The following is a 21318-nucleotide window of genomic DNA, read 5'->3' on the forward strand; positions in this document are numbered from 1 at the left end:
AGGTACCCGCGGGTACCCGTGCCCCTGTTCCGCAGAGAGGCCCGTACCCGCTCATGACCACCGTTCGCCGCAGCGCCGCAGCGCTCGCCGTTTCCGCCGTCCTGGGCGTCGCCATCGCCTCCGCCGCGGCGCCGTCCGCCGCCGCGGACACCACCCCCTCCCCCTCCGCGGTCCTCCCCGCCGGCCTCTTCGGCAGCGGCGACCCGACCTATGACGGTGTCTGGCGGCAGTCGCTGGCGCTGCTCGCGCAGGACACCGCCGGCGAGAAGCCCGCCGGGCAGGCCGTCCAGTGGCTGACCGGCCAGCAGTGCGACAACGGCGGATTCACCTCCTACCGTGCCGACACCAAGAGCCCGTGCGCCGCCAAGGTGCCGCTGGACTCCAACGCCACCGCCGCCGCCGTACAGGCACTCGCCGCCACCGGCGGACACGACAAGGCCGTCGAGAAGTCGGTGACCTGGCTGAAGTCCGTGCAGAACCCGGACGGCGGCTGGGGCTACAACCCGGGCGGCGCCAGTGACGCCAACTCCACCTCCATCGTGATCGGCGCGCTCGCCGCCGCCGGGGAGAAGCCGGGCGAGGTGACGGCCAAGGGCGGGAAGTCCCCGTACGACGCCCTGCTGACCTTCGCGCGGCCGTGCGGCGGCAAGGACGGCGGCGCCTTCGTGTACCAGCCCGGGCAGCCGGGCCTGGTCGCCGACTCCACCGCCGCCGCCGTGGTCGGCGCGCACGGCGAGGGCCTGGTGGTGAAGGCGCCCGGCACCTCGGACACCGCCGTGCCGGCCTGCGGGCCCGCGAAGACCATCGAGGGCGCGGCCGGCAATGGCGCCGCCCATCTCGTGACCGCGCTCGCGAAGACCGGCCATCTGGAAGCCCCGCCGATGCCGGGCTCCGACGACCCGGCCGCCAAGCCCGACTTCGGCACGACGGCCGACGCCGTGGTCGCCCTGGCCGCGCAGGGCCTGGGCGAGCAGACGAAGAAGCCGCTGGCCTGGCTGGAGAAGGAGTCGGCGCGGTGGGCGAAGGAGTCCGGCCCGGCCGCGTACGCCCAGCTGATCTTCGCCGCGCACGCCGGCGGCGCGGACCCGAGGGACTTCGGCGGCCGGAATCTGGTCACGAGCCTGAACGCCCTCGGCCCGGAGCCGGAGAAGAAGGCCGAGAAGTCGAGCGGATCGGACGACTCCGACAGCGGCAAGTGGTGGTTCTACGGAGCGCTCTTCGCCGCCTGCGTCGGCGTGGGCGTGCTCTTCAGCGGCCGACGCAAGTCGCAGCGGTGACCCCCGCCCGGTCGCTCACCACCGCCGTCCTCGCCCTCGCCGGCGCGCTGACCGCACTGATCACGCTCGGCGCGGCCCCGGCGCAGGCCGCCGGCTACCGGTACTGGTCCTTCTGGCAGGCCGAGGGCCCGGCCTGGGTGTACGCCACCGAGGGCCCGGCCACCGCCCGCCCGGCGGACGGCTCGGTCAGCGGTTTCCGCTTCTCGGTGAGCGAGGACAGCGGGGACTCCGCGCGCCCGCGCCGGGCCCCCGACTTCGCGGCGGTCTGCGGTACGACCGAGGCGAAGCCGGACACCAAGCGGATCGCGCTGGTCATCGACCCCGGCACCGCGCGGGACGCCCCGGCGGGCGAGACCCCGCCCGCGCTCCGGACCGCCTGTGCGCGGGTCGCCGAGTCGGCGACCGCGGCCGACGCGCTGGCGGCGGTGGCGAAGCCGCTGCGCTACAACGGGCAGGCGCTGCTCTGCGCGATCTCCGGCTATCCGGAGACCGGCTGCGGCGAACAGGTCTCGGGCGACCGGACCTCGGAGCCGGCACGGAAGACGGACGGGAACGAGAGCGGGAACGCGAGCGGGGACAAGGCCGGGGACGAGGGCCCCTCCCTCGGAGTCGTCGCCGGCCTGGCGGGAATCGCCGCGCTGGGCGGCGCGGCGATCTGGCAGTCCCGCCGCCGCAGGCGATGACCGGCACCACGGCGCGGCGGACCGGCGCACGGCTGCGCGCCCCGCTCGCCGACCGCGGCAACGCGCTGCACCCGGGCGCCTGGTGGATCTGGGCGCTCGGGCTGGCCACCGCCGCGTCCCGGACGAACAATCCGCTGCTGCTCGGGCTGATCGTCGCGGTCGCCGGCTATGTCGTCGCCGCCCGCCGCACCGACGCGCCCTGGGCGCGCTCCTACGGCGCCTTCCTCAAGCTGGGTCTGCTGGTCATCGCCATCCGGGTGGTCTTCTCGATCGTCCTCGGCTCCCCCATCGGCGGCACCCATCTGCTCTTCACCCTCCCCGAGGTGCCGCTGCCCGGCTGGGTCCAGGGGGTGCGGATCGGCGGCCGGGTCCTGGCCGAGCAGCTGCTCTTCGCGCTGTACGAGGGTGCCAAGCTCGCCACCCTGCTGATCTGCATCGGCGCGGCGAACGCGCTGGCCAATCCGGCCCGGCTGCTGAAGTCCCTGCCCGGGGCGCTCTACGAGGCCGGGGTGGCCGTCGTGGTGGCCATGACCTTCGCGCCGAACATGGTCGCCGACGTGGTCCGGCTCCGTACCGCCCGCCGGCTGCGCGGCCGTCCCACCGGCGGTGTCCGGGCGCTCGCCCAGATCGGCCTGCCGGTGCTGGAGGGCGCTCTGGAGCGTTCGGTGGCGGTCGCCGCCTCGATGGACGCCCGGGGGTACGGCCGGACCGCGCGGGTGCCGGCCGCCGTGCGCCGGGTCACCGGCGCGCTGACCATCGGCGGGCTGCTCGGGGTGTGCGCGGGCTCGTACACCCTGCTCGCCGCCGACGGTGCCGCCTACGGGCTGCCGCTGCTCGGCGCCGGGCTGCTGATCGCGCTCGCCGGGCTGTGGCTCGGCGGCCGGCGCTCGGTCCGCACCCGCTACCGTCCCGACCGCTTCGGGCCGCGTTCCTGGCTGGTGGCGGGGTCCGGGGTGGCCGTGGCCGTACTGATGATCCGGGCGGGTGCGTACGCGCCGGAGGCGCTGCGGCCGCCGCCCGTTCCGCTCGCCTGGCCGGCGCTGCCGCTCCGGCCCGCGCTGTCGGTCCTCGCCGGTCTGCTCCCGGCTTTCGTCGCCCCCGTACCGAAGGAGTCCCCGTGATCCGGTTCGAGCAGGTGTCGGTGACCTACGCGGACGCCGCGGGGCCCGCGATCCGGGAGGTCGATCTGACCGTCGCGGAGGGCGAGCTGGTGCTGCTGGTCGGCCCGTCGGGGGTCGGCAAGTCGACTCTGCTCGGTACGGTCTCGGGGCTCGTCCCGCACTTCACCGGCGGGGTGCTGCGCGGCCGGGTCACGGTCGACGGCCGGGACACCCGTACCCATCCGCCGCGCGAACTGGCCGATGTCGTCGGCACGGTCGGCCAGGACCCGCGGGCGCACTTCGTCACGGACACGGTCGAGGACGAGCTGGCGTACGGGATGGAGTCCCTGGGTCTCGCGCCGGAGGCGATGCGCCGCCGGGTGGAGGAGACGCTGGATCTGCTCGGGCTGACCGAGCTGCGCGACCGGCCGATCGCGACCCTCTCCGCCGGACAGCAGCAGCGGGTGGCGATCGGTTCGGTGCTGACCCCGCACCCCAGGGTGCTGGTGCTGGACGAGCCGACCTCGGCGCTGGATCCGGCGGCGGCGGAGGAGGTGCTGGCCGTGCTGCAACGGCTGGTGCACGACCTGGGGACGACGGTGCTGCTGGCCGAGCACCGGCTGGAGCGGGTGATCCAGTACGCGGACCAGGTGATTCTGCTGCCCGGCCCCGGGCTGGCCCCGGTGCGGGGCACCCCGGCGGAGATCATGGCGGTCTCGCCCGTACAGCCGCCGGTGGTCGAGCTGGGGAGGCTGGCCGGGTGGGAGCCGCTGCCCCTCTCGGTCCGGGACGCCCGCCGGCGGGCCGCGCCCCTGCGCGAACGCCTCGCCGGAGCGGCTCTTCCGGCACCCCCGGCACCCGCTGACCTCCCCGGGCTCCCCCGGCCGGCGGCGCTCCCCGCGTACCCGCCCCGGAAGTCCCTCCTCGGCGGCCTGTTCCGGAAGCAGCCCCCGCCCGTCCCGCCGGCCGGCGACCCCGAGCCGGGGCCGGGCGTCATCGCCGCGGTCACCCGGCTCACGGTCCGGCGCGGCAGGATCGACGCCCTGCGCCAGATCGGCCTCACCCTCTCCGCCGGTGAGACGGTGGCGCTGATGGGCCGCAACGGCGCGGGGAAGTCGACCCTGCTCACCACGCTCGTCGGCATGCTCGAACCGACCTCCGGGAGTGTGCGGGTGGGCGGCCGGACCCCGCACCGGACCCCGCCCGGCGAGCTGATCCGGCAGGTCGGCCTCGTACCGCAGGACCCCCGGGATCTGCTGTACGCGGACACCGTCGCCGAGGAGTGCGCCGCGGCGGACTCCGACGCCGGGGCGGCTCCCGGGAGCTGCCGGGAGCTGGTGGCCGAGCTGCTGCCGGGCGTACCGGACGGAACTCATCCGCGTGATCTGTCGGAGGGGCAGCGGCTCGCGCTGGCGCTGGCGATCGTGCTGACCGGACGGCCGCCGCTGCTCCTGCTGGACGAGCCGACCCGTGGTCTGGACTACGCGGCCAAGGCCCGGCTGGTCGGGATCCTGCGGGCGCTGGCCGCCGAGGGGCACGCGATCATGCTGGCCACCCATGATGTGGAGCTGGCCGCCGAGCTGGCCCACCGGGTGGTGATCCTCGCGGACGGCGAGATCGTCGCGGACGGCCCGACGGCCGAGGTCGTGGTCTCGTCGCCCGCCTTCGCGCCACAGGTCGCCAAGATCCTCGCGCCGCAGCCCTGGCTGACCGTCGCCCAGGTCAGGAGCGCGCTGTGAGCGCCCGGGGCACGGAGCGGACGGCGGGCGCCCGGCCGCGTCCCATCCGGCTCGGACCGCGCTCGATCGGCGCGCTGGCCCTGGTCAGCGCGATCGGGGTGGTCGGCTTCGGCTGGCCGCTGCTCGCCTCCCCCGATTCCGGGCTCGCGCACTCCATGGACGCCCCCTGGCTCTTCGCGGCCCTGCTGCCGCTGCTGGTGGCCGTGGTGGTGGCGACGATCGCCGACACCGGCATGGACGCCAAGGCGGTGGCGATGCTGGGGGTCCTGGCCGCGGTCGGCGCGGTGCTGCGCCCGCTGGGCGCCGGGACCGGGGGCCTGGAGCCCATGTTCTTCCTGATGGTGCTGAGCGGCCGGGTGCTGGGGCCGGGCTTCGGTTTCGTCCTCGGCGCGGTGACGATGTTCGCATCGGCGCTGCTCACCGGCGGGGTGGGGCCGTGGATGCCGTTCCAGATGCTGGCCATGGGCTGGTTCGCGCTGGGCGCGGCGCTGCTGCCGGGCGCGGACCGGATCCGGGGGCGGGCGGAGGTGTGGATGCTGGGCCTGTACGGCACGGTCGCCTCCTTCGCGTACGGGACCGTGATGAACCTCCAGGGCTGGACGTACATCGCCGGGATGTCCTCGGGGATCTCCTTCCGGCCCGGCGACCCGCTCCAGGAGAATCTGACCCGTTTCCTGGTGTACTGCCTGACCACCTCCATGGGCTGGGACCTGGGGCGGGCGGTGATCACCCTGGTGCTGACCCTGACGCTCGGCCCGGCCGTGCTCCGGGCACTGCGCCGGGCCACCCGGCGGGCTTCCTTCGAGGCCCAGGTCACATTCGAGACCCCCGGGCGGGTCCCGCCCGGGTGAGGAGCCCCACAGGGCTTTGGTCCTCCACTAAGCGGAATAGGAGCGGTACGGGCCGGTCCGCCCCGGTTCTCCCCCGCGAGGGGCGCGGGCCGGCTGCGACCGGGGGTAGTAGGAGGGGGCGTTGCCACGGCTCCGGCGTGCCGCTAACACTGGACCGGTCGCCAGGTGCGGCCCGTGCTCGCTCCTCCGGGAGCGGGTCCGGTTCCGTCCACCGCGGCCGGCCCCCCTCGTACCCACGGGGGTCCGGTGTGCGGGGCGGCGGTCCTGTTCCCGACGTTAGGCAGCCATCTGTGACCCGCTCCTCCCTCATCACCCGCATCGCCCGCCCCAAGACCCTGCTGGCCGGTTCCGCTCTCGCGGTGACCTCCGCCGCGATGGTGCTGGGTGTGAACGCCCCGACCGCGTCGGCCGCGCCGGCCGTGGCCGAGGCGAAGTCCGCGAAGGCGATCGCCAAGAAGATGATCAAGAATGACGCGCAGTTCCAGTGCTTCAGCAAGATCATCGCGCATGAGAGCGAGTGGGACGTCAACGCCCAGAACCCGTCGAGCGGCGCCTACGGCCTGGTCCAGGCGCTGCCGGGCAGCAAGATGGCGACGGCGGGCCACGACTGGCGCACCAACCCGGCGACCCAGATCGAGTGGGGCCTGGACTACATGAAGGACCGTTACGGCAGCCCGTGTGGCGCCTGGTCCTCCTGGCAGGTCAAGGGCTGGTACTGAGCCGAGCCGCAGCCCGACCGCCCCGTGCCGCCCGTGCCGGATCCGGATACCTCCGGGTCCGGCACGGGCATGTCCGCGGCCGGCGCCCCGTGCGCGCACGCGGTGACCGGTGCGGGCGACCTCACGGAGCCTTCGAGTGGCGCGGCCCCTCACGCGGGCGGATCCTGACGGAACGCGGCGATCCATCCCCAGGGGGTGCGGAAAGGCTCCGTACTCCCTGGGGCCGCCGGCCGTGCGCGGACGTACATCCCGCTTCGGCGCACCGTCGGCCGTGCGCGGACATACGCCCTACTTCGGCGCGGCCTGCTCACCGGCCCCCGGGCCCGGGGCTCCCCCGGACGCGACCCCGGTCCGCACCTCTCCGCTCCGTACCTCACCGCTCCGTACCTCACCGGCCCCGGCGCCCCGGGCCGCCCGCGCGGCGGGAACGGGCGAACGCCCATCGGCCGCGCCCGGGCCCGCCGCCGGCCTCGGCACGGCCGGCTTCGCCGCCCCCGGCGGGGCGGCGGTGACCAGCTCGCGCCGGCCCGCCAGCACATGGGTCAGCGCGAAGCCGGCCGCGATGACCACCGCACCGCCCAGCGCGTCGAGAATCCAGTGGTTGGCGGTGCCGACGATCACACAGATGGTGATCAGCGGATGGACCAAGCCAAGCGCCTTCATCCACATTCTCGGCGCCAGTATCACCACCACCACACCGCACCAGAGCGACCAGCCGAAGTGCAGTGACGGCATCGCCGCGTACTGGTTGGTGACCGCCGTCATCGCCCCGAACTCCGGGTTGGCGAGATCCTGCGCCCCGTGGATGGTGTCGATGAATCCCATCCCCGGCATCAGCCGCGGCGGCGCGAGCGGGTAGAGCCAGAAGCCGACCAGCGCCAGCAGGGTGCCGAAGGCGAGCGCCGAGCGGGCCCAGCGGTAGTCCGCCGGGCACCGGACGTAGAGCAGCCCCAGGATGATCAGCGGCACGGGGAAGTGGAAGGAGGTGTAGTAGAAGTTGAAGAACCCCTCCAGCCACGCCGTGTCCACCACCGCGTGGTTGACCCGGTGCTCGATGTCGATGCCGAGCGCCTGCTCGAAGGAGAGGATCTGCCGGCCGTGCTCACGGGCGGTCTCCACACCCCCGGTGGCCGCCAGCCGGATCTGTGAGTAGATCGAGTAGCCGACCCGGATCACGATCAGTTCGAGCAGCAGATTCGGACGGCTGACCACCCGCCGCCAGAAGGGCAGCAGCGGAATCCGGCTCCAGCGGGACGGTTCGGGGGTGACGTACAGCGTGGGGATCGGGCGCCGGAAGTACTCCGAGGTCCGCGACAGGAACGGCACCGCGCAGGCCGCCGCCAGCGCCGCGATGAGTACGGCGTTGGCGCGCAGCGGCTGGAGCAGGGTGACATCCGGCAGCAGCATCCCGGACGGCAGGGTCAGCGCCAGCACGATCAGCACCGGCCACAGCATCCGGTCGGACGCCTTCCTGCCGACCCGCCCGACGACCGCCAGCAGCAGCCAGAGCAGCTGGTGCTGCCAGGTGGTGGGCGAGACGGCGACGGCGACACAGCCGGTCACGGCGACCGCGAGCAGCAGCTGGCCGTCCCCGGCGTACCGGACGGCGCGGCGCAGCCCCAGCCAGATGACCGCGGCGGCCAGGACGAGATACAGCGCGATCTCCAGCGGCCCCTGGAGCCCGAAGCGGAGCAGGGCGCCGTGGAGGGACTGGTTGGCGAGGCCGTCGGCGGGCTCGCCGAGCCCGGCCCCGGCGGCGTGATTGATCCAGTACGTCCAGGAATCGCCCGGCATCGCGGCCCAGGCGAGCGCCGACGCGGCGGCGAAGGTGAGGCCCGAGGAGACCGCGGCGCGCCTGCGGCCGGTGAGCCAGAGCAGGGGCACGAAGAGCAGCACGGTGGGCTGGAGGGCCGCGCCGATGCCGATGAGCACCCCGGAGCCGCGTTCGCCGCGCGCCGCGAAGCAGCCGAGGAGTACGAGCAGAACCGGGATGATGCTGGTCTGGCCGAGGTGGAAGCTGTTCCGCACCGGCAGCGAGAGCATCAGCAGGCTGATCGCGACGGGCGCGCCCAGCAGCGCGCTGCGCCGCGAGACGGGCCCGGGCAGGGCGCGCGCGACGACCAGTCCCATCGCGGCGACCAGCAGCAGCGTGCCGAGCGTCCAGACCACACCCAGGGTCTGTTCGGCCGCGCTGGTCAGCGGTTTCAGCACCAGGCCCGCGAAGGGGGTGCCGGTGAATTTGGCATCGTCGTAGAGCGAACCGGTGACGTGCAGGACGCCGTTCTCACCGAGCCAGGTCTCCAGCTCCGTGAACCGTTCGCCCGGTGGCAGCCGCAGCACCGCCGCCGTCTGCCGGATGGCGAGGACGGCGGCCACGAGCCACAGCGCGATCCTGATCGCGCCCATCCTCGGGTCCGTCGTCGCACTTCCGCGCACGCTGTGCTCCGCGTTCGCCACGTCGCGCCGCGCCTCCCCACATTCCCGTTCGCCGCTTTCCCCGGGCACCCGGCCCGGAGTTTTGCATGCCCGGTACCGGAGACCGGGGCCATCCCCTGTTCGCCTGACTGTCACCAGGTTCCGATCGTGTTTCGGGGCCGATCGGTTCCGGGGCGGGACACCCGGCGTACGGGTGGATGGAACATACAAGAGCCGAGGCGCGCTCCTGACCCGCCTCGGCGGCCGAACCGGTTCAAACCGGCGGTTGACATAAGTTTGACGTATGACTGAGGACACATGGGAGCAGGCCCAGGAGCGGTGGCTGGCGGTGGACCGTTACGTCACCGGTCTGCTCGCCCCCGACGACGACGCGCTGACCTCGGCACTCGCCGCGGGCGACGCGGCCGGGATGCCGCAGATCAGTGTGGCGGGCAATCACGGGAAGCTGCTGTATCTGCTGGCGCGGACGCAGGGCGCGCGGTCGGTGCTGGAAATCGGCACGCTGGCCGGTTACAGCACGATCTGGCTGGCTCGGGCGCTGCCCGAGGGCGGCAGGCTGATCTCGCTCGAATACAGCGAGGACCACGCCCGGGTGGCGCGGGCCAGTCTTGAGCGCGCCGGGCTGGAGTCGGTGGCGGAGGTCCGGACCGGGCCGGCGCTGGAGACGCTGCCGAAGCTGGCGGCGGAGCCCGGCGCGGGCCCGTTCGACTTCTTCTTCTTCGACGCGGACAAGAAGAACAATCCCCGCTATGTGGAGTGGGCGCTCAGGCTCGGCCGGCCCGGCAGTGTGATCGTGGTCGACAACGTGGTGCGCGGCGGCGCGGTCGCGGATCCGGATGCGGTGGATCCGGCCGTGACCGGTACGCGGGAGATGTACGAACTGGTGGCGCGGGAGCCCCGGCTGGAGGCGACGGCGGTGCAGACGGTCGGCTCCAAGGGGCACGACGGCTTCCTGGTCGCCCGCATCGTCTCCTGACATCCGGGCCCGGTCCCGCCCCGCCGGTCGCCGGCGGGCCGGGACCGGCTCCGCACCCCACCGATCACTTCACCCGAAAGAGTGAAGGATCGGGGCAGAACACCCCGGGTCGGCGAAGTAGCCTGAGCCACACCGCCGTTGCGACGACGGCGGACAACTGCCGGACGGGGGATGTCATGCTGGCCGAAACACTTGTGGCGGTGGCCGGAGCGGGCGGTACGGCGCTGGTCGGGGCGATGGCCACCGATCTGTGGACCGGCACCCGGGACGGCGTCGTCCAGCTCTTCCGGGGCGGCGCGGGCGAGGACCGGGCCGCCGCGGTCGGGGCGCAGCTCGACGACGACGAGCGGACCATGACCGCCTTCGTACCGGAGGCGGACGCCGGGGACATGCGCCGGGCGCTCGCGCTGGTGTGGACCCAGCGGCTGGTCCGGCTGCTGGAGGAACACCCGGAGACCGAGGCCGGGATGCGCGCGCTGGTGGACCGGCTGCGGGCGGAACAGCCCACCGGGGAAGAGCGGGTGTGGAGGCAGACCAACACCTCCCGCGACCACTCCACCCAATTCGCCGTGCAGGGCGGCGATGTGATCTACCACCGGGACCCCGGCACCGCCACCGCGCCGGATCACCCCGCCGCTCCCTGATGGCCGAGGTCCCGGAGCGCCCCGCCGGCCGGCTCCCCGACTCCGTCCGCCAGGAGGTCCGCGCGGTCGGCGGCTTCGCCTACGGCGTCATCGGCGCGGACATCCATGTCTTCGGCGACGGCACCCCCGTCTATCTGCTCCTCGCCCACCGGCCCGCCCCCGCGGGTCACGACCCCGAGCACACCCGCTGGCTGCGGGACCAGCCGAGCCGGATGCTCGGCACCCGGGCCGGCACCGTCCCCTTCACCGGGCGGGCGGCGGAGCTCGCGGAGCTGACCGCCTGGCGCGACTCCGCAGCCGGCCGCGCCGTCCGGCTGCTGCACGGCCCGGGCGGCCAGGGCAAGTCCCGGCTGGCGCAGCGGCTCGCCGACGACTCGGCGGCCCGGGGCTGGCTGGTGGCCGACGCCGTCCACGCCACCGACACCCATCCCCCCGCCGAGGGCAGCCAGGATCTGCGCACCGAGGGCCGCGCCGGGGTGCTGATCATGGTCGAGTACGCCGACCGCTGGCCCTCCGCCCATCTGAACTGGCTCTTCCGCAACGGCCTGCTGGACGCCCCGGTCCCGGTCCGGGTCCTGCTGGTGGCCCGTTCCCCCGAGGGCTGGCCCGCGCTCCGCGCCCAGCTCGCGCGCGCCGGCCGCGCGATCGGCACCTCCGATCAGCCGCTCGCCGCCCTCCCCGAGGCGGACGGCAGCCGCCGCGCGATGTTCGAGGCCGCGCGGACCGGATTCGCCGAGCGGTATCCGGGCGTCCCGGACCCGGACGGCATCCCGCCGCCGCTGCCGCTCGACGACCCCGCGTTCGGGCTGACGCTCACCGTCCATCTCGCCGCCCTGGTCGCCGTGGACGCCCGCGCCCGCCACCGGGAGACCCCCGGCGAGATCGCCGGACTGACCACGTATCTCCTGGACCGGGAGTTCGACAACTGGACCCGGCTGCACGACAACGGCACGCTCGCCACCCCCGTACGGGCACTGGCGCGCACCGTCCTCGCCGCCGTCCTGACCGGGCCGGTCCGCCGGGAGCGCGCGGCGGCGCTGCTGCCCCGGCTCTTCCTGCCCGAGCCCGCGGAGCGGATCCTCGCCGATCACGCCGTGCTCTACCCGGGCGAGCGGCCCGGTGCCGGGGTGCTGCATCCGCTGCTCCCCGACCGGCTCGCGGAGGACTATCTCGCCCTCTGTCTCCCCGGCAGCCCGGTCACCGGCCATCCCACCGATCTGTGGACGGTCACCGCGATCCCGGCCCTGCTGGACCGGTGGACCGGGCACCCGCCCCCGTACACCCCGCGCGCGCTGGCCTTTCTCACCGCCGCCGCCGAGCGCTGGCCGCATGTCGGCGAGCGGGTCCTCTTCCCGCTGCTGCGCCGGGATCCGCGGCTGGCCGTCGACGCCGGCGGGGCCGTGCTGAGCTCGCTCGCGGCGCTGCCGGGGCTGGATCCGGCGGTGCTGAGCGCGGTCGGCGCCGTACTGCCGTCCGGCACACAGGCCTATCTCGACGTCGGTGCGGCCGACTTCACCGAGCGCTTCACCGATCAGCGCCTCGCCGGGGCGCCCGAGCCGGTGGCGGCGGTGCTGCACGCGCTGCGGAGCATGTCCAGAGGCCGGGCGGGCCGTCCCGAGGAGGCGCTGGAGGACGCCCGGGCGGCGGTGACCCGGCTGCGCGCGGACGGCCATGGCGGCAGGCCGCTGGCCGCGATGCTGACCCAGCTCGGCGAGTCGCTGCGGCTCTGTGAGCGGGCCGGGGAGGCCGTCCCGGTGTGCCGGGACGCGGTGGAGCGCTATCGGCGCCTGGACGATCCGCCGGGACTGGCGACGGCCCTCTCCGCGCTCTCCCTCGCGCTGTACGACGACGGTGACCCGCAGCGGGCCCTGGCGGTGAGCGACGAGGAGTGCGCGGTCCACGAGCGGATCGCCGCCGGCGACCCGGCGGCCGCCTTCGACTCCCTGCCGTCACGGCTGGTCTCGGCACACCACCGCGCGCTGATGCTCTTCGCCACGGGTGACCGGGAGGGAGGCATCGCCTCGGCGGAGTACGCCGCCGACGGGCTGCGCCAGTTCGCCCGGCTCGACCCCGGCGCGCACGAACTGGCTCTCACCCGGGCCCTGTCCCGGCTCGGCGATCTGCTGTGGCGGGCGGAGCGCCGCGACGAGGCGGCGGCGGCGCTCGCCGAATCCCTCGTGATCCACCGCCGGCTGACGGGGGCGCGGCCGGCCGAGCGGCCCCGGCTGGCCCTGGCGGCGGCCCGGCTCGGCGCCCTGCTGTCGGATCTGGACCGCCCGGCGCGGGCGGCGGAGCACTACACCGAGGCGGTGGGGCTCTTCCGTGCCCTCACCGCCGAGGACCCGGAGCGGTGGATGCTCCATCTCACCTCCGTCCTGCACCATCTGCGCGCGCTCGATCCGCCGGGCGCGGAGTGGGGTTCGCGGCGCGAGATCGACCGCGCCGCGAAGCGGCTCGCGGCGCGCGGGGAGTGGTCCGCGCTCTGGGAGCTGACCCTGGCGGTCCCGGTCGCCGACGCCGTACGGCTGGCGCGGCGGTTCCCCGGCGGAGTGCTCGGGCGGCTCCGGCCGGCCGCACGGCGGTGGCGGCCGCCGGACGAGGCCGGGCGGGCGGCCCTGGCGACTCTGCGGCGCACGCGCCCGGCGCGCGTCCCCGAGGCGCCGCCGGCCGTGCTGCTGCCGGACGCCGTCGACGATCCCCGGCAGCTCTCCTTCGCTCCCGGGGTGCCGCTGCTGGCGCTGGCGGGCGGACCGGCGAACAGCACCCTGGATGTCATCGACCTGACGACCCGGGAGCGGCGCACGCTCACCGCCGGCCAGGCCAAACACACCTCCCTGGCCTGCCTCCCGGACGGCTCGGTCGCGGCGGTACGGCGCACTCCGCGCGGCTGGGAGCTCGTCCGGTACGAGCACGGCACAGTACGGCTGCTGGCCGCCGGGGAACAGCTGCGCGGCGCGCGGGTGGTGGCGACCGCCGAGGGGCCGGTGACCGGTCTGCGGGCGGCACCGGCCGCGCTGGCCGGGGGCCGGCCGGTCGATCTCGGGCGGTTCGGGCTGCGCCGGGGCCATCTGCTGGCGGCCAATGCCGGCGGCACCCGGCTGGCTCTCTCGGACGGCACCCGGCTGGTGCTCACCGATGCCTCGCTCACCACGCTGCTCGCCTCGGCGCCGGTGCCGGATTACCACGGCGAGGCGGCGGAGCTGGTGTTCTGCGGGCCGGACGAGCTGGTGACCATCGGCACGGGCGGCGGCCACATCTGCGTCTGGCAGGCCATGGACGGGCGGCTGGTCACCGCGAACCGCAGCCCCGGGCCCGTACCGCTCTGCCGGCTCTTCGCCGTTCCGGCCTGGCGGGCGATCGGCGGCCGGCGGATCGGCGGGGTGCAGCCGCTCTTTCACGACAGTGTGACGCTGGCGCCGCGCGAGCTGCCGATGCCGTTCGCGGACGGCTTCACACCGGTGGTGGCGAGTTCGGCGGACGGCCGTCACATCGCGTACGGAAGGCTTGGTTCCGGGCGGGCGCGGGGCGTGGTGACGGCCCTGTCCGTACAGGATCTGGGGCATCCCGCCGCCATGCTGCGGCGCCCGGCGGCCGTCCTCACCGATGCCGATCTCGCGGCGGCGGAGAGCGCGCCGGGTACCGCGAGTCCGGTGGGCGCGGAGGTCCTGGGAGCCGCGCGGGCGGTGCTGGCGGCCCGGATCTCCGCCGCGCCGGCACCGGTCTCCCGGGACGAGGAGCCGGAGGAGGACGACCCGTCCATTCGGCTGGACGCGTCGCTGATCCGGCGGCAGCAGCAGAAGATCGCACGGGCGGAGTCGGCGGAGGACGAGGTGCGCGAGCGGGGGAATCTCGCGGCGATGGTCCACGCGGCGGCACTGGCGGCCGGGCCGGGCCATCGGCTGATGGAGCGGGCGGTGGGACAGTACGAGGATGTGGTGCGGGCGAGTACGGCCGTCCTGGGGCCCGGGCATCCGGAGACCCTCGGCCGTCTCGACAATCTGGGCGCGGTGCTGCTGGACGCGGGCCGGCCGATGGCGGCGGCGGAGGTGCTGGAGCGGGCGCTCGCGGGGCGGGAGCGGGCGCTGGGCGAAGATCACGCGGACACGGCGGAGACCCGTTTCCGGCTGGCGGATGTCCACCGGAGATCCGGTGCGCCCGCGCGGGCGATCCCCCTGATGGAGCGGGCCGTTCCGGCGACCGTCCCGGCGGCGGTCCGCCGCGAGCGCCGGAGCGCGCTCTGCGAGACCCTCGTGGAGGCCGGGGAGTACGCCCCGGCGCTGGAGCTCGGCGGGGAGCTGCTCGCGGAGACGGTGGAGCTCCACGGTCCGGGGCATCTGGAGGAGTTCGTCCGGTCGGACGGCCTCGCCGTGATCCATCACGGCATGGGGGCGCCGGAGCTCGCGATTCCGTACTACGAGCGGGCGGTCGAGGGGCTGACGGCCGTTCTCGGCGCGGACCATGCGCGGACCCTGCCCCGGCTCGCCCGTCTCGCCGTCGCGCATGCGGAGTGCGGCGCGTTCGACACGGCGCTCGAAGTGGCCGGCCGGGTGCTCGCGGCGCGCGAGCGCACTCTCGGGCGGGATGCCGCCGAGACGCTGGAGTGGCGCCGGGAGATGGCCTCGATGCTGACGGCGGCGGGGCGTTGCGCCGAGGCGGCGGAGGTACTGGCCGGGGCGGCCGGCCGCGCGGAGTGAGCGGGTGTGGGGTGTTGGGGTGCGGGGGGGTGGGGTGCGGAGCCGGCGTGGTGGGGGGCTGCGGGTGTGTGTGTGTGGGGCGGGGCGGCGGATTCCGTTTCTGGCGTGCCATCGCCATCCCCTCGACGCGCGGGGTGGAGTCGGTGAACACTTTCCGTAACGGATTACCGCGTCGGGTGACTGCGAGGAGAGAGCCGATGAGCGAGCCGATGAGCACCGCCGACCGGGGCATCGCGGTGCCCCGCCCCCGGGGCACCGGCGGCGGACAGCGGGCGCTGCCCCCGGGACACCGCCCGGCACACCGGTCGGAGCGACACGCGGGGCGACGCCCGGACCGGGTTCGTCCGGTACCTCCCCGGCCCGGCACCGGACCCGGGAGGTACGGTCGGGATCCTGATGAGCCCCGATGGGGTCCCTGTGAGATCCCGTGCGAAGGATGTCCCATGGCCAGTGTTGTGAAGATCAATGTGCTGACTGTCCCGGCCGAGCAGCGCGAGATCCTGGAGAAGCGGTTCGCCGCCCGTGCCGGGTCGGTGGAGAATGCCGACGGGTTCGAGTGGTTCGAGCTGCTGCGTCCGCTGGAGGGGACCGATCAGTATCTGGTCTACACCCGCTGGAGCAGCGAGGAAGCCTTCGAGGCGTGGATGGCGGGTTCCATGCGCGGCGCCCACGCCCCGGCGGAGGGCCGGGCCGAGGGCGGCGACAAGCCCAAGCCGGCGGCGAGCGGTTCCACGCTCTGGTCGTTCGAGGTCGTCCAGTCGGCCGCGCCCAGGGGCTGACACCCGCCGGCCATCCGGCCCGGTGGGAAAACCGCTGGTGGAGTGGGGTATGGCTCCGGTAGAGAAGCGGTATGACCCACTGGACCATCACCCCCGAGGCGGTCGGCTCGGCCGATGCCGGCCTCCTGCGCCGTGAGTACTACACCGAGGTCGCGAGCCGCTATTGGCAGCGGCCCGCGACCCGGGCGGAGATCGACGGGGGCCTCACCGGGGACGGCGCCGAGCTGCTGACCCCGCCCACGGGTCAGTTCCTGGTCGGGCGGTACGGCGGCGATGCGGCGGCCTGCGGCGGCGTACTGATGCTGGACGCCGGGCGCGCCGAGCTGACACGGGTCTTCGTCCGCCCCGCGTTCCGGGGGAGGAAGGGCGCGGATCTGCTCATGACGGCGCTGGAGGAGGGGGCACGGGGGCTCGGGGCGCGCGAGATGGTGCTCAACACCAGGCTGGATCTGGTGGAGGCGCGGGCGCTCTACACCCGGCACGGGTACGAAGAGATCCCGGCGTACTGCTCGGGCCCGTATATGGAGATCTGGTACGGCAAGACCCTTTGACCGGCTCCCGGGCCCTCGGCGTCAGGGGGCGCGGTGGTCAGGGCCCTCGGGGTCAGGGGGCGCGGTGGTCAGGGCCCTCGGGGTCAGGGGGCGCGGTGGTCAGGGCCCTCGGGGTCAGGGGGCGCGGTGGTCGCGGGGCGGGGTGTGGCCGCCGGGGCGTTCCTGGTCGGAGCCGCAGAGTTCGGCGGTCAGCTCCTCCACGAGCTGGACCAGGTCGGTGGGGCGTTCGGGGCCCCACCAGTCGCCGAGCAGCTCGGAGAGCGACTCCTCACGGGCCTTGGCGAGGTGTACGGCGGTCTGGAGACCGCTCTCGGTGAGGATGACCTGCACCCCCTCCCGGCGGATCAGCCCGCGTTCCTCCAACTGCCGGTCGGCCTCGGTGATCACCCGCAGGGGCACGGGAGTGGTGTCGGCGAGCAGCGCGGGTTGCACGGTGCCGTGGCGGCGGATGCGGAGCAGCAGCCAGCCGGCGGCCGGCAGCAGGTCGTAGCCGGCCCTGGCGGTGATCTTCTCGTAGATCTGCCGGCGGCCCTCGCGGGAGCCGAGCACCGACAGGGCACGGGCGGCTTCCTCGTGGGAGGAGCGCTGGACGGGATTGGAGGCGAGGGTCTGGCTGGGGTCCGGGGCGGTGACGGAGCCGCGCAGCCGGTCCTCCTTGAGGAACCAGGACACCAGAAAGGCGAGGAGGACCACGGGCACGGCATAGAGGAAGACATCGGTGATGGACATGGCGAAGGCATGGATCACCGGTTCCCGCAGTGCGGGCGGGAGCTGGGATATCGCCTGGGGGTCGGCGGCGAGCGCGTCCGCTCCGGCGCCCGGGGGCACGGGCCGCCCGGCGAGCGCGTCGGTGAGGTTGCGCTGGAGGCCGGTGGAGAAGATCGTGCCGAAGATGGCGACGCCGAAGGAGGCGCCGATCGAGCGGAAGAAGGTGGCGCCCGAGGTGGCCACGCCGAGGTCCTCGTAGCGGACGGCGTTCTGGACCACGAGGACCAGTACCTGCATCACCAGGCCGAGTCCGGAGCCGAAGACGAAGAAGTAGAGGCTGATCATCCAGGTGGGGCTGGATTCGGTGAGCCAGTGGAGGAGGAAGAGCCCGACGGCGGTGATGGCGGTTCCGGCGATGGGGAAGATCTTCCACCGGCCGGTGCGGCTGACTGTCTGCCCGGACGCGGTGGAGGCGATCAGCAGCCCGAAGACCATCGGGAGCATATGGACGCCGGAGAGGGTGGGGGTCACTCCCTGGACGACCTGGAGGAAGGTCGGCAGAAAGGTCATCGCCCCGAACATCGCGAAGCCGATGATGAAGCTGATCACGGCGACCAGGCTGAAGGTGCGGATCTTGAAGAGCGGGAGCGGGAGCACCGGTTCGGCGGCGCGGCGTTCGACTCCGATGAAGAGCACCAGCAGCACGGCGCCGAGCGCGGCGAGCCCGATGATCTGTGCCGAGCCCCAGGCCCAGGTGGTGCCGCCGAGGGAGGCGACGAGCACGAAGCAGGTGGCGACCGAGGCGATGAGGAAGGTGCCGAGGTAGTCGATGGTGTGCCGGGTGGGGCGGGCCGGGATGTGCAGCACGGCGGCGATGACACCGAGGGCGACGGCACCGATCGGCAGATTGATGTAGAAGACCCAGCGCCAGCTCAGATGCTGGGTGAAGAAGCCGCCGAGCAGGGGCCCGAGGACACTGCTGGCGCCGAAGACGGCGCCGAAGAGTCCCTGGTAGCGACCGCGTTCCCGGGGGGAGACGATATCGCCGACGATGGCCATGGAGAGCACCATCAGCCCGCCGCCGCCCAGGCCCTGGAGGCCGCGGAAGGCGATGAGCTGGGGCATGTTCTGGGCGATGCCGCAGAGTGCGGAGCCGATCAGGAAGATGACGATGGCGGCCTGGAAGAGCTTCTTCCGGCCGTACTGGTCGCCGAGTTTCCCCCAGAGCGGGGTGGCGGCCGTGGAGGCCAGCAGATAGGCGGTGACCACCCAGGAGAGATGCTCCAGTCCGCCGAGTTCGCTGACGATGGTGGGCAGTGCGGTGGAGACGATGGTCTGGTCGAGTGCCGCGAGCAGCATGCCGAGCAGCAGCGCGCCGATGGCGACCAGGACGTCCCGGCGGTTCTGGCCCTCGCCGGGGGCCGGGCTCATGGGCGTGGTGCCGACTTCCTGGGCCATACCGATCTCCCTCGGGTCCACGTCCTCCCCATCGTGCTGGAGACGGCCGGTTCCGGCCTGCGGAGATGGTCCGGGGGTGGCTGGGGCCAGTGAAAGCAGGGGCCAGGGTGTCAGGGGGTGGCTTCTGTCCGACTTATTTTGTATCGTGTTGAAACAAAGCGGTTCCGTCCGTATTCCCTGACCGGCGGGCGGGGCCGCGTTGCTCTTTCCTCCCGCCTCTGGAGGCACACCGATGTCCGACGCCACTCCCGCCGCCGCCCTCACCGCCCGCGCCCTGCTGCTGGACATGGACGGCACCCTGGTCAACTCGGACGCGGCGGTGGCCCGGATCTGGCGCGAGTGGGCGGTGGAGCACGGCCTCGACCCGGACGAGACGCTGAAGGTCGTCCACGGACGCCAGGGCTGGGCCACGATGGCCGAGCTGCTCCCGCACCGCCCGATGGCGCAGAACCACGCGGACAACGCGGTGATGCTGGCCCGCGAGACCGCCGATGTGGCGGGCGTGGTCCCGATACCCGGCGCCCCGGCCTTCCTCGCCGCCATAGCCGCGCTCCCCCACGCCCTGGTCACCTCCGCGGACGAGGCACTGGCCCGCGCCCGGATGGCCGCCGCCGGACTGCCCCTCCCGGCCGCCCGGATCACCGCCGAACACGTCGGCGCGAGCAAGCCGGACCCCGAGGGCTTCCTGAAGGGCGCGGCCGAGCTGGGCTTCCCCCCGGCCGACTGTGTCGCCTTCGAGGACTCCGAGGCGGGCATCCTCGCGGCCCGCGCGGCGGGCATGCGCGTCGTGGGCGTCGGCCCGCGCGCCGAGCCGCTCGCCCCCGACCTCCATGTGGACGACCTGCGCGCCCTGACCGTCTCGGTCTCCGGCGACGGCACGATCCGCCTGAGCGCGGCGGGTTAGGGCTTTCCTTTTCGGAGCCACCGGCACCCGGACACACGGAGGGGGCGGGGCGGCCATTGGGCCGCCCCGCCCCCTCCGTGTGTCTCAGCCGGTGATCGCCTCGTAGAGGCTGAAGCCCGCCAGTGCCAGCATCAGCGCCGCCGCGACCTTGGTGATGAGGCGGAGGGGGACGTACTTCATCAGGGTGCGCCCGCCCAGGATGCCGATGGCCGCGACCGACCAGAGGGCCAGGACCGCGCCGATGCCGACGGAGACCGGGTTGTCGTATCGGGCGGCCAGGTTGGCCGTCATGATCTGGGTCAGATCGCCGAACTCGGCGACCAGGATGAGCATGAAGCCCGCGCCGGAGACCTTCCAGAAGGACTGGTCGGCCGGGGGCTTGATGTTCTCCTCGTCATCGCCGGACTTCCGCAGCAGCAGCACCAGCGCCCCCGCGAGGAAGAGCACGCCGACCACGGCCTGCACCAGCCGCTGCGGCAGCAGGGTCAGCACGCTGCCCGCCGCGATGGCCAGGGCGACATGGACGGCGAAGGCGGCGGCGACTCCGGCGAAGACATAGGAGGCGCGATAGCGGGTGCCGAGCATCAGACCGGCGAGCGCGGTCTTGTCGGGCAGTTCGGCGAGGAAGACGACGCCGAAGGTGATCGCCATGACGGTGAAGCTGATCACGGAAGGATTCCTCAATCGGTCGGGCTGCCCGCACCGAGAGACCTGATCCGGTAGGAGTACCGGGTGGAAAAGGGGTCGCTTCGGCACGGCAGCGTCGATGGACAACACTGCGGCCGAAGGTCTCGCTGGCGGTCCTCGCGGTCCGCCTCCGGGCGCCGGCCGGGCACAGGGCCCAGCAGTATGTCGACGTTCCGGCGAAGAGCTACTCCCCTTCTGCTCCGTTCAGAATACGTCACCCGCCCGGCGGGACACCGTCACGGTGAAGCCTGCCGCGCGCCACCAGCTCCAGCGCCGCGGCCACCGCCACCGCCTGTACGGCCATCAGCCCGACCAGGACGAACAGCTGCACCGCCCCGGCCAGCAGCGGAGAAGCACCGCCCAGGAGCATGCCGACGAAGGCACCCGGAAGTGTGACCAGACCCACGGTCCGGGTCTGGTCGAGACCGGGCAGCAGCGCGTCCGCGGCCGGCCCCCGGGCCACCTCCAGCCGGGCATCGCGGTCGAGCAGCCCGAGCGCCATGCCCGCCTCGACCTCGCCGTGGCGCAGCTTCAGCTCGTCCAGCGCCCGCCGCCCGGCGAGCACGGTCGCGGTGAGCGCGCCGCCGATGAGGATCCCGGCGACGGGGACCAGGGCGATCCCTTTCAGCGGTACGAGACCGGTCAGCACCAGCGCGCCGACGACGGGGAAGACCCCGGCGGCGATGGGGAGCGCGGCCCACCACCAGGTTCCGTTGCGGGTGATCCGGCGGCCCGCGGTGCGCACGGCGACCGCGTACATCAGCAGGATGAAGGCGAAGAGCAGCGGCAGCGACCGGACCACCCAGCCGATGACCAGGGAGACGGCCGCGAGCTGGAGCGCCGCCCGCACCCCCGCGGTGACGATCTCGCGGGCCCGGCCGAGGTGCGCGAGCGCGGCCACGGCCGCCGCGAGGGCGAGCAGTACGGCCAGCACCGCCCCGAAGGTGACATTGACCGTGAGCAGCACCCGCCAACCTTACGACGCCCGTTCGGATATGCCGGTCTTTCAGAACACTTGATTTGACGTGTCCATGTCTTCACTCTGTTACCCGGTGCTCATGGCGCCGACACCCGGGGCCGCCAGGGTGGCCGGACAAGGCCGTCCCGGCGCC

General features: G+C 73.9%; 16 protein-coding genes. 12 read left to right on the forward strand and 4 right to left on the reverse strand.

Annotation, left to right across the window (positions count from 1 at the left end; genetic code table 11):
* Nucleotides 1-53: 53 nt before the first annotated feature.
* The 6 genes from AAFN69_RS05010 (at nucleotide 54) to AAFN69_RS05035 (ending at nucleotide 6369) form a co-directional block, all read left to right on the forward strand.
* A complete protein-coding gene (locus AAFN69_RS05010; protein ID WP_347727040.1) occupies nucleotides 54-1277 on the forward strand; it encodes a prenyltransferase/squalene oxidase repeat-containing protein in 1224 nt (407 codons plus the stop codon).
* Nucleotides 1274-1960, forward strand: a complete 687-nt coding sequence (locus tag AAFN69_RS05015; RefSeq protein WP_347727041.1) for an SCO2322 family protein — start codon at nucleotides 1274-1276, stop codon at nucleotides 1958-1960. The genes AAFN69_RS05010 and AAFN69_RS05015 overlap by 4 nt, the downstream gene beginning before the upstream one ends.
* Nucleotides 1957-3081 (forward strand): energy-coupling factor transporter transmembrane protein EcfT, encoded by a 1125-nt coding sequence (locus AAFN69_RS05020; RefSeq protein ID WP_347727042.1) that lies wholly within the window; start codon nucleotides 1957-1959, stop codon nucleotides 3079-3081. The genes AAFN69_RS05015 and AAFN69_RS05020 overlap by 4 nt, the downstream gene beginning before the upstream one ends.
* Entirely contained in the window at nucleotides 3078-4799 is a 1722-nt protein-coding gene (locus AAFN69_RS05025) for an ATP-binding cassette domain-containing protein (RefSeq protein ID WP_347727043.1), read from the forward strand. Before AAFN69_RS05020 ends, AAFN69_RS05025 begins: the two co-directional genes overlap by 4 nt.
* Nucleotides 4796-5650, forward strand: coding sequence for an ECF transporter S component (locus AAFN69_RS05030; protein ID WP_347727044.1), 855 nt, complete (start codon nucleotides 4796-4798; stop codon nucleotides 5648-5650). The genes AAFN69_RS05025 and AAFN69_RS05030 overlap by 4 nt, the downstream gene beginning before the upstream one ends.
* Nucleotides 5651-5940: 290 nt before the next feature.
* Nucleotides 5941-6369 (forward strand): transglycosylase SLT domain-containing protein, encoded by a 429-nt coding sequence (locus AAFN69_RS05035; protein WP_347727045.1) that lies wholly within the window; start codon nucleotides 5941-5943, stop codon nucleotides 6367-6369.
* A 288-nt stretch (nucleotides 6370-6657) separates the two neighbouring features.
* On the opposite strand, the gene AAFN69_RS05040 is transcribed toward AAFN69_RS05035, so the two are convergent.
* Entirely contained in the window at nucleotides 6658-8775 is a 2118-nt protein-coding gene (locus tag AAFN69_RS05040) for a bifunctional glycosyltransferase 87/phosphatase PAP2 family protein (protein ID WP_347727273.1), read from the reverse strand.
* A 313-nt stretch (nucleotides 8776-9088) separates the two neighbouring features.
* Between AAFN69_RS05040 and AAFN69_RS05045 the strand changes: the two genes are divergently transcribed.
* The 5 genes from AAFN69_RS05045 to AAFN69_RS05065 all read left to right on the forward strand — a co-directional run bounded on the left by AAFN69_RS05045 (nucleotide 9089) and on the right by AAFN69_RS05065 (nucleotide 16449).
* Nucleotides 9089-9781, forward strand: a complete 693-nt coding sequence (locus tag AAFN69_RS05045; protein ID WP_347727046.1) for an O-methyltransferase — start codon at nucleotides 9089-9091, stop codon at nucleotides 9779-9781.
* A gap of 176 nt (nucleotides 9782-9957) precedes the next feature.
* The gene (locus AAFN69_RS05050; RefSeq protein WP_347727047.1) at nucleotides 9958-10425 is read left to right on the forward strand and encodes a hypothetical protein; all 468 of its coding nucleotides are present in this window, start codon (nucleotides 9958-9960) and stop codon (nucleotides 10423-10425) included.
* On the forward strand, nucleotides 10425-15119 hold the full coding sequence (locus AAFN69_RS05055; RefSeq protein WP_347727048.1) for a tetratricopeptide repeat protein: 4695 nt from the start codon (nucleotides 10425-10427) through the stop codon (nucleotides 15117-15119). The genes AAFN69_RS05050 and AAFN69_RS05055 overlap by 1 nt, the downstream gene beginning before the upstream one ends.
* Nucleotides 15120-15562: 443 nt before the next feature.
* Nucleotides 15563-15898, forward strand: coding sequence for an antibiotic biosynthesis monooxygenase (locus AAFN69_RS05060; RefSeq protein WP_347727049.1), 336 nt, complete (start codon nucleotides 15563-15565; stop codon nucleotides 15896-15898).
* Nucleotides 15899-15969: 71 nt separating this feature from the next.
* On the forward strand, nucleotides 15970-16449 hold the full coding sequence (locus tag AAFN69_RS05065) for a GNAT family N-acetyltransferase (RefSeq protein ID WP_347727050.1): 480 nt from the start codon (nucleotides 15970-15972) through the stop codon (nucleotides 16447-16449).
* Nucleotides 16450-16563: 114 nt separating this feature from the next.
* On the opposite strand, the gene AAFN69_RS05070 is transcribed toward AAFN69_RS05065, so the two are convergent.
* Nucleotides 16564-18615 (reverse strand): MFS transporter, encoded by a 2052-nt coding sequence (locus AAFN69_RS05070; RefSeq protein ID WP_347727051.1) that lies wholly within the window; start codon nucleotides 18613-18615, stop codon nucleotides 16564-16566.
* Between the two features lie 232 nt (nucleotides 18616-18847).
* Between AAFN69_RS05070 and AAFN69_RS05075 the strand changes: the two genes are divergently transcribed.
* Entirely contained in the window at nucleotides 18848-19519 is a 672-nt protein-coding gene (locus AAFN69_RS05075) for an HAD-IA family hydrolase (protein ID WP_347727052.1), read from the forward strand.
* A gap of 84 nt (nucleotides 19520-19603) precedes the next feature.
* Here AAFN69_RS05075 and AAFN69_RS05080 read toward each other — a convergent pair whose 3' ends face one another.
* Nucleotides 19604-20188, reverse strand: coding sequence for a TMEM165/GDT1 family protein (locus tag AAFN69_RS05080; protein ID WP_347727053.1), 585 nt, complete (start codon nucleotides 20186-20188; stop codon nucleotides 19604-19606).
* Between the two features lie 232 nt (nucleotides 20189-20420).
* Nucleotides 20421-21173 carry an ABC transporter permease gene (locus tag AAFN69_RS05085; protein WP_347727054.1) on the reverse strand — a complete coding sequence of 251 codons (753 nt, stop codon included), beginning with the start codon at nucleotides 21171-21173 and terminating at the stop codon, nucleotides 20421-20423.
* Nucleotides 21174-21318: the final 145 nt, after the last annotated feature.

Source organism: Streptomyces sp. CAU 1734, from assembly GCF_039888735.1.
Taxonomy (GTDB): domain Bacteria; phylum Actinomycetota; class Actinomycetes; order Streptomycetales; family Streptomycetaceae; genus Streptomyces.

Bases quoted from the DNA above. Each gene is read 5' to 3' on its own strand.
- AAFN69_RS05050 (WP_347727047.1), top strand. From the start codon at position 9,958: ATGCTGGCCGAAACACTTGTGGCGGTGGCCGGAGCGGGCGGTACGGCG.
- AAFN69_RS05040 (WP_347727273.1), bottom strand. From the start codon at position 8,775: ATGGGCGCGATCAGGATCGCGCTGTGGCTCGTGGCCGCCGTCCTCGCC.
- AAFN69_RS05075 (WP_347727052.1), top strand. From the start codon at position 18,848: ATGTCCGACGCCACTCCCGCCGCCGCCCTCACCGCCCGCGCCCTGCTG.
- AAFN69_RS05055 (WP_347727048.1), top strand. From the start codon at position 10,425: ATGGCCGAGGTCCCGGAGCGCCCCGCCGGCCGGCTCCCCGACTCCGTC.
- AAFN69_RS05065 (WP_347727050.1), top strand. From the start codon at position 15,970: ATGACCCACTGGACCATCACCCCCGAGGCGGTCGGCTCGGCCGATGCC.
- AAFN69_RS05010 (WP_347727040.1), top strand. From the start codon at position 54: ATGACCACCGTTCGCCGCAGCGCCGCAGCGCTCGCCGTTTCCGCCGTC.
- AAFN69_RS05060 (WP_347727049.1), top strand. From the start codon at position 15,563: ATGGCCAGTGTTGTGAAGATCAATGTGCTGACTGTCCCGGCCGAGCAG.
- AAFN69_RS05020 (WP_347727042.1), top strand. From the start codon at position 1,957: ATGACCGGCACCACGGCGCGGCGGACCGGCGCACGGCTGCGCGCCCCG.
- AAFN69_RS05070 (WP_347727051.1), bottom strand. From the start codon at position 18,615: ATGGCCCAGGAAGTCGGCACCACGCCCATGAGCCCGGCCCCCGGCGAG.
- AAFN69_RS05045 (WP_347727046.1), top strand. From the start codon at position 9,089: ATGACTGAGGACACATGGGAGCAGGCCCAGGAGCGGTGGCTGGCGGTG.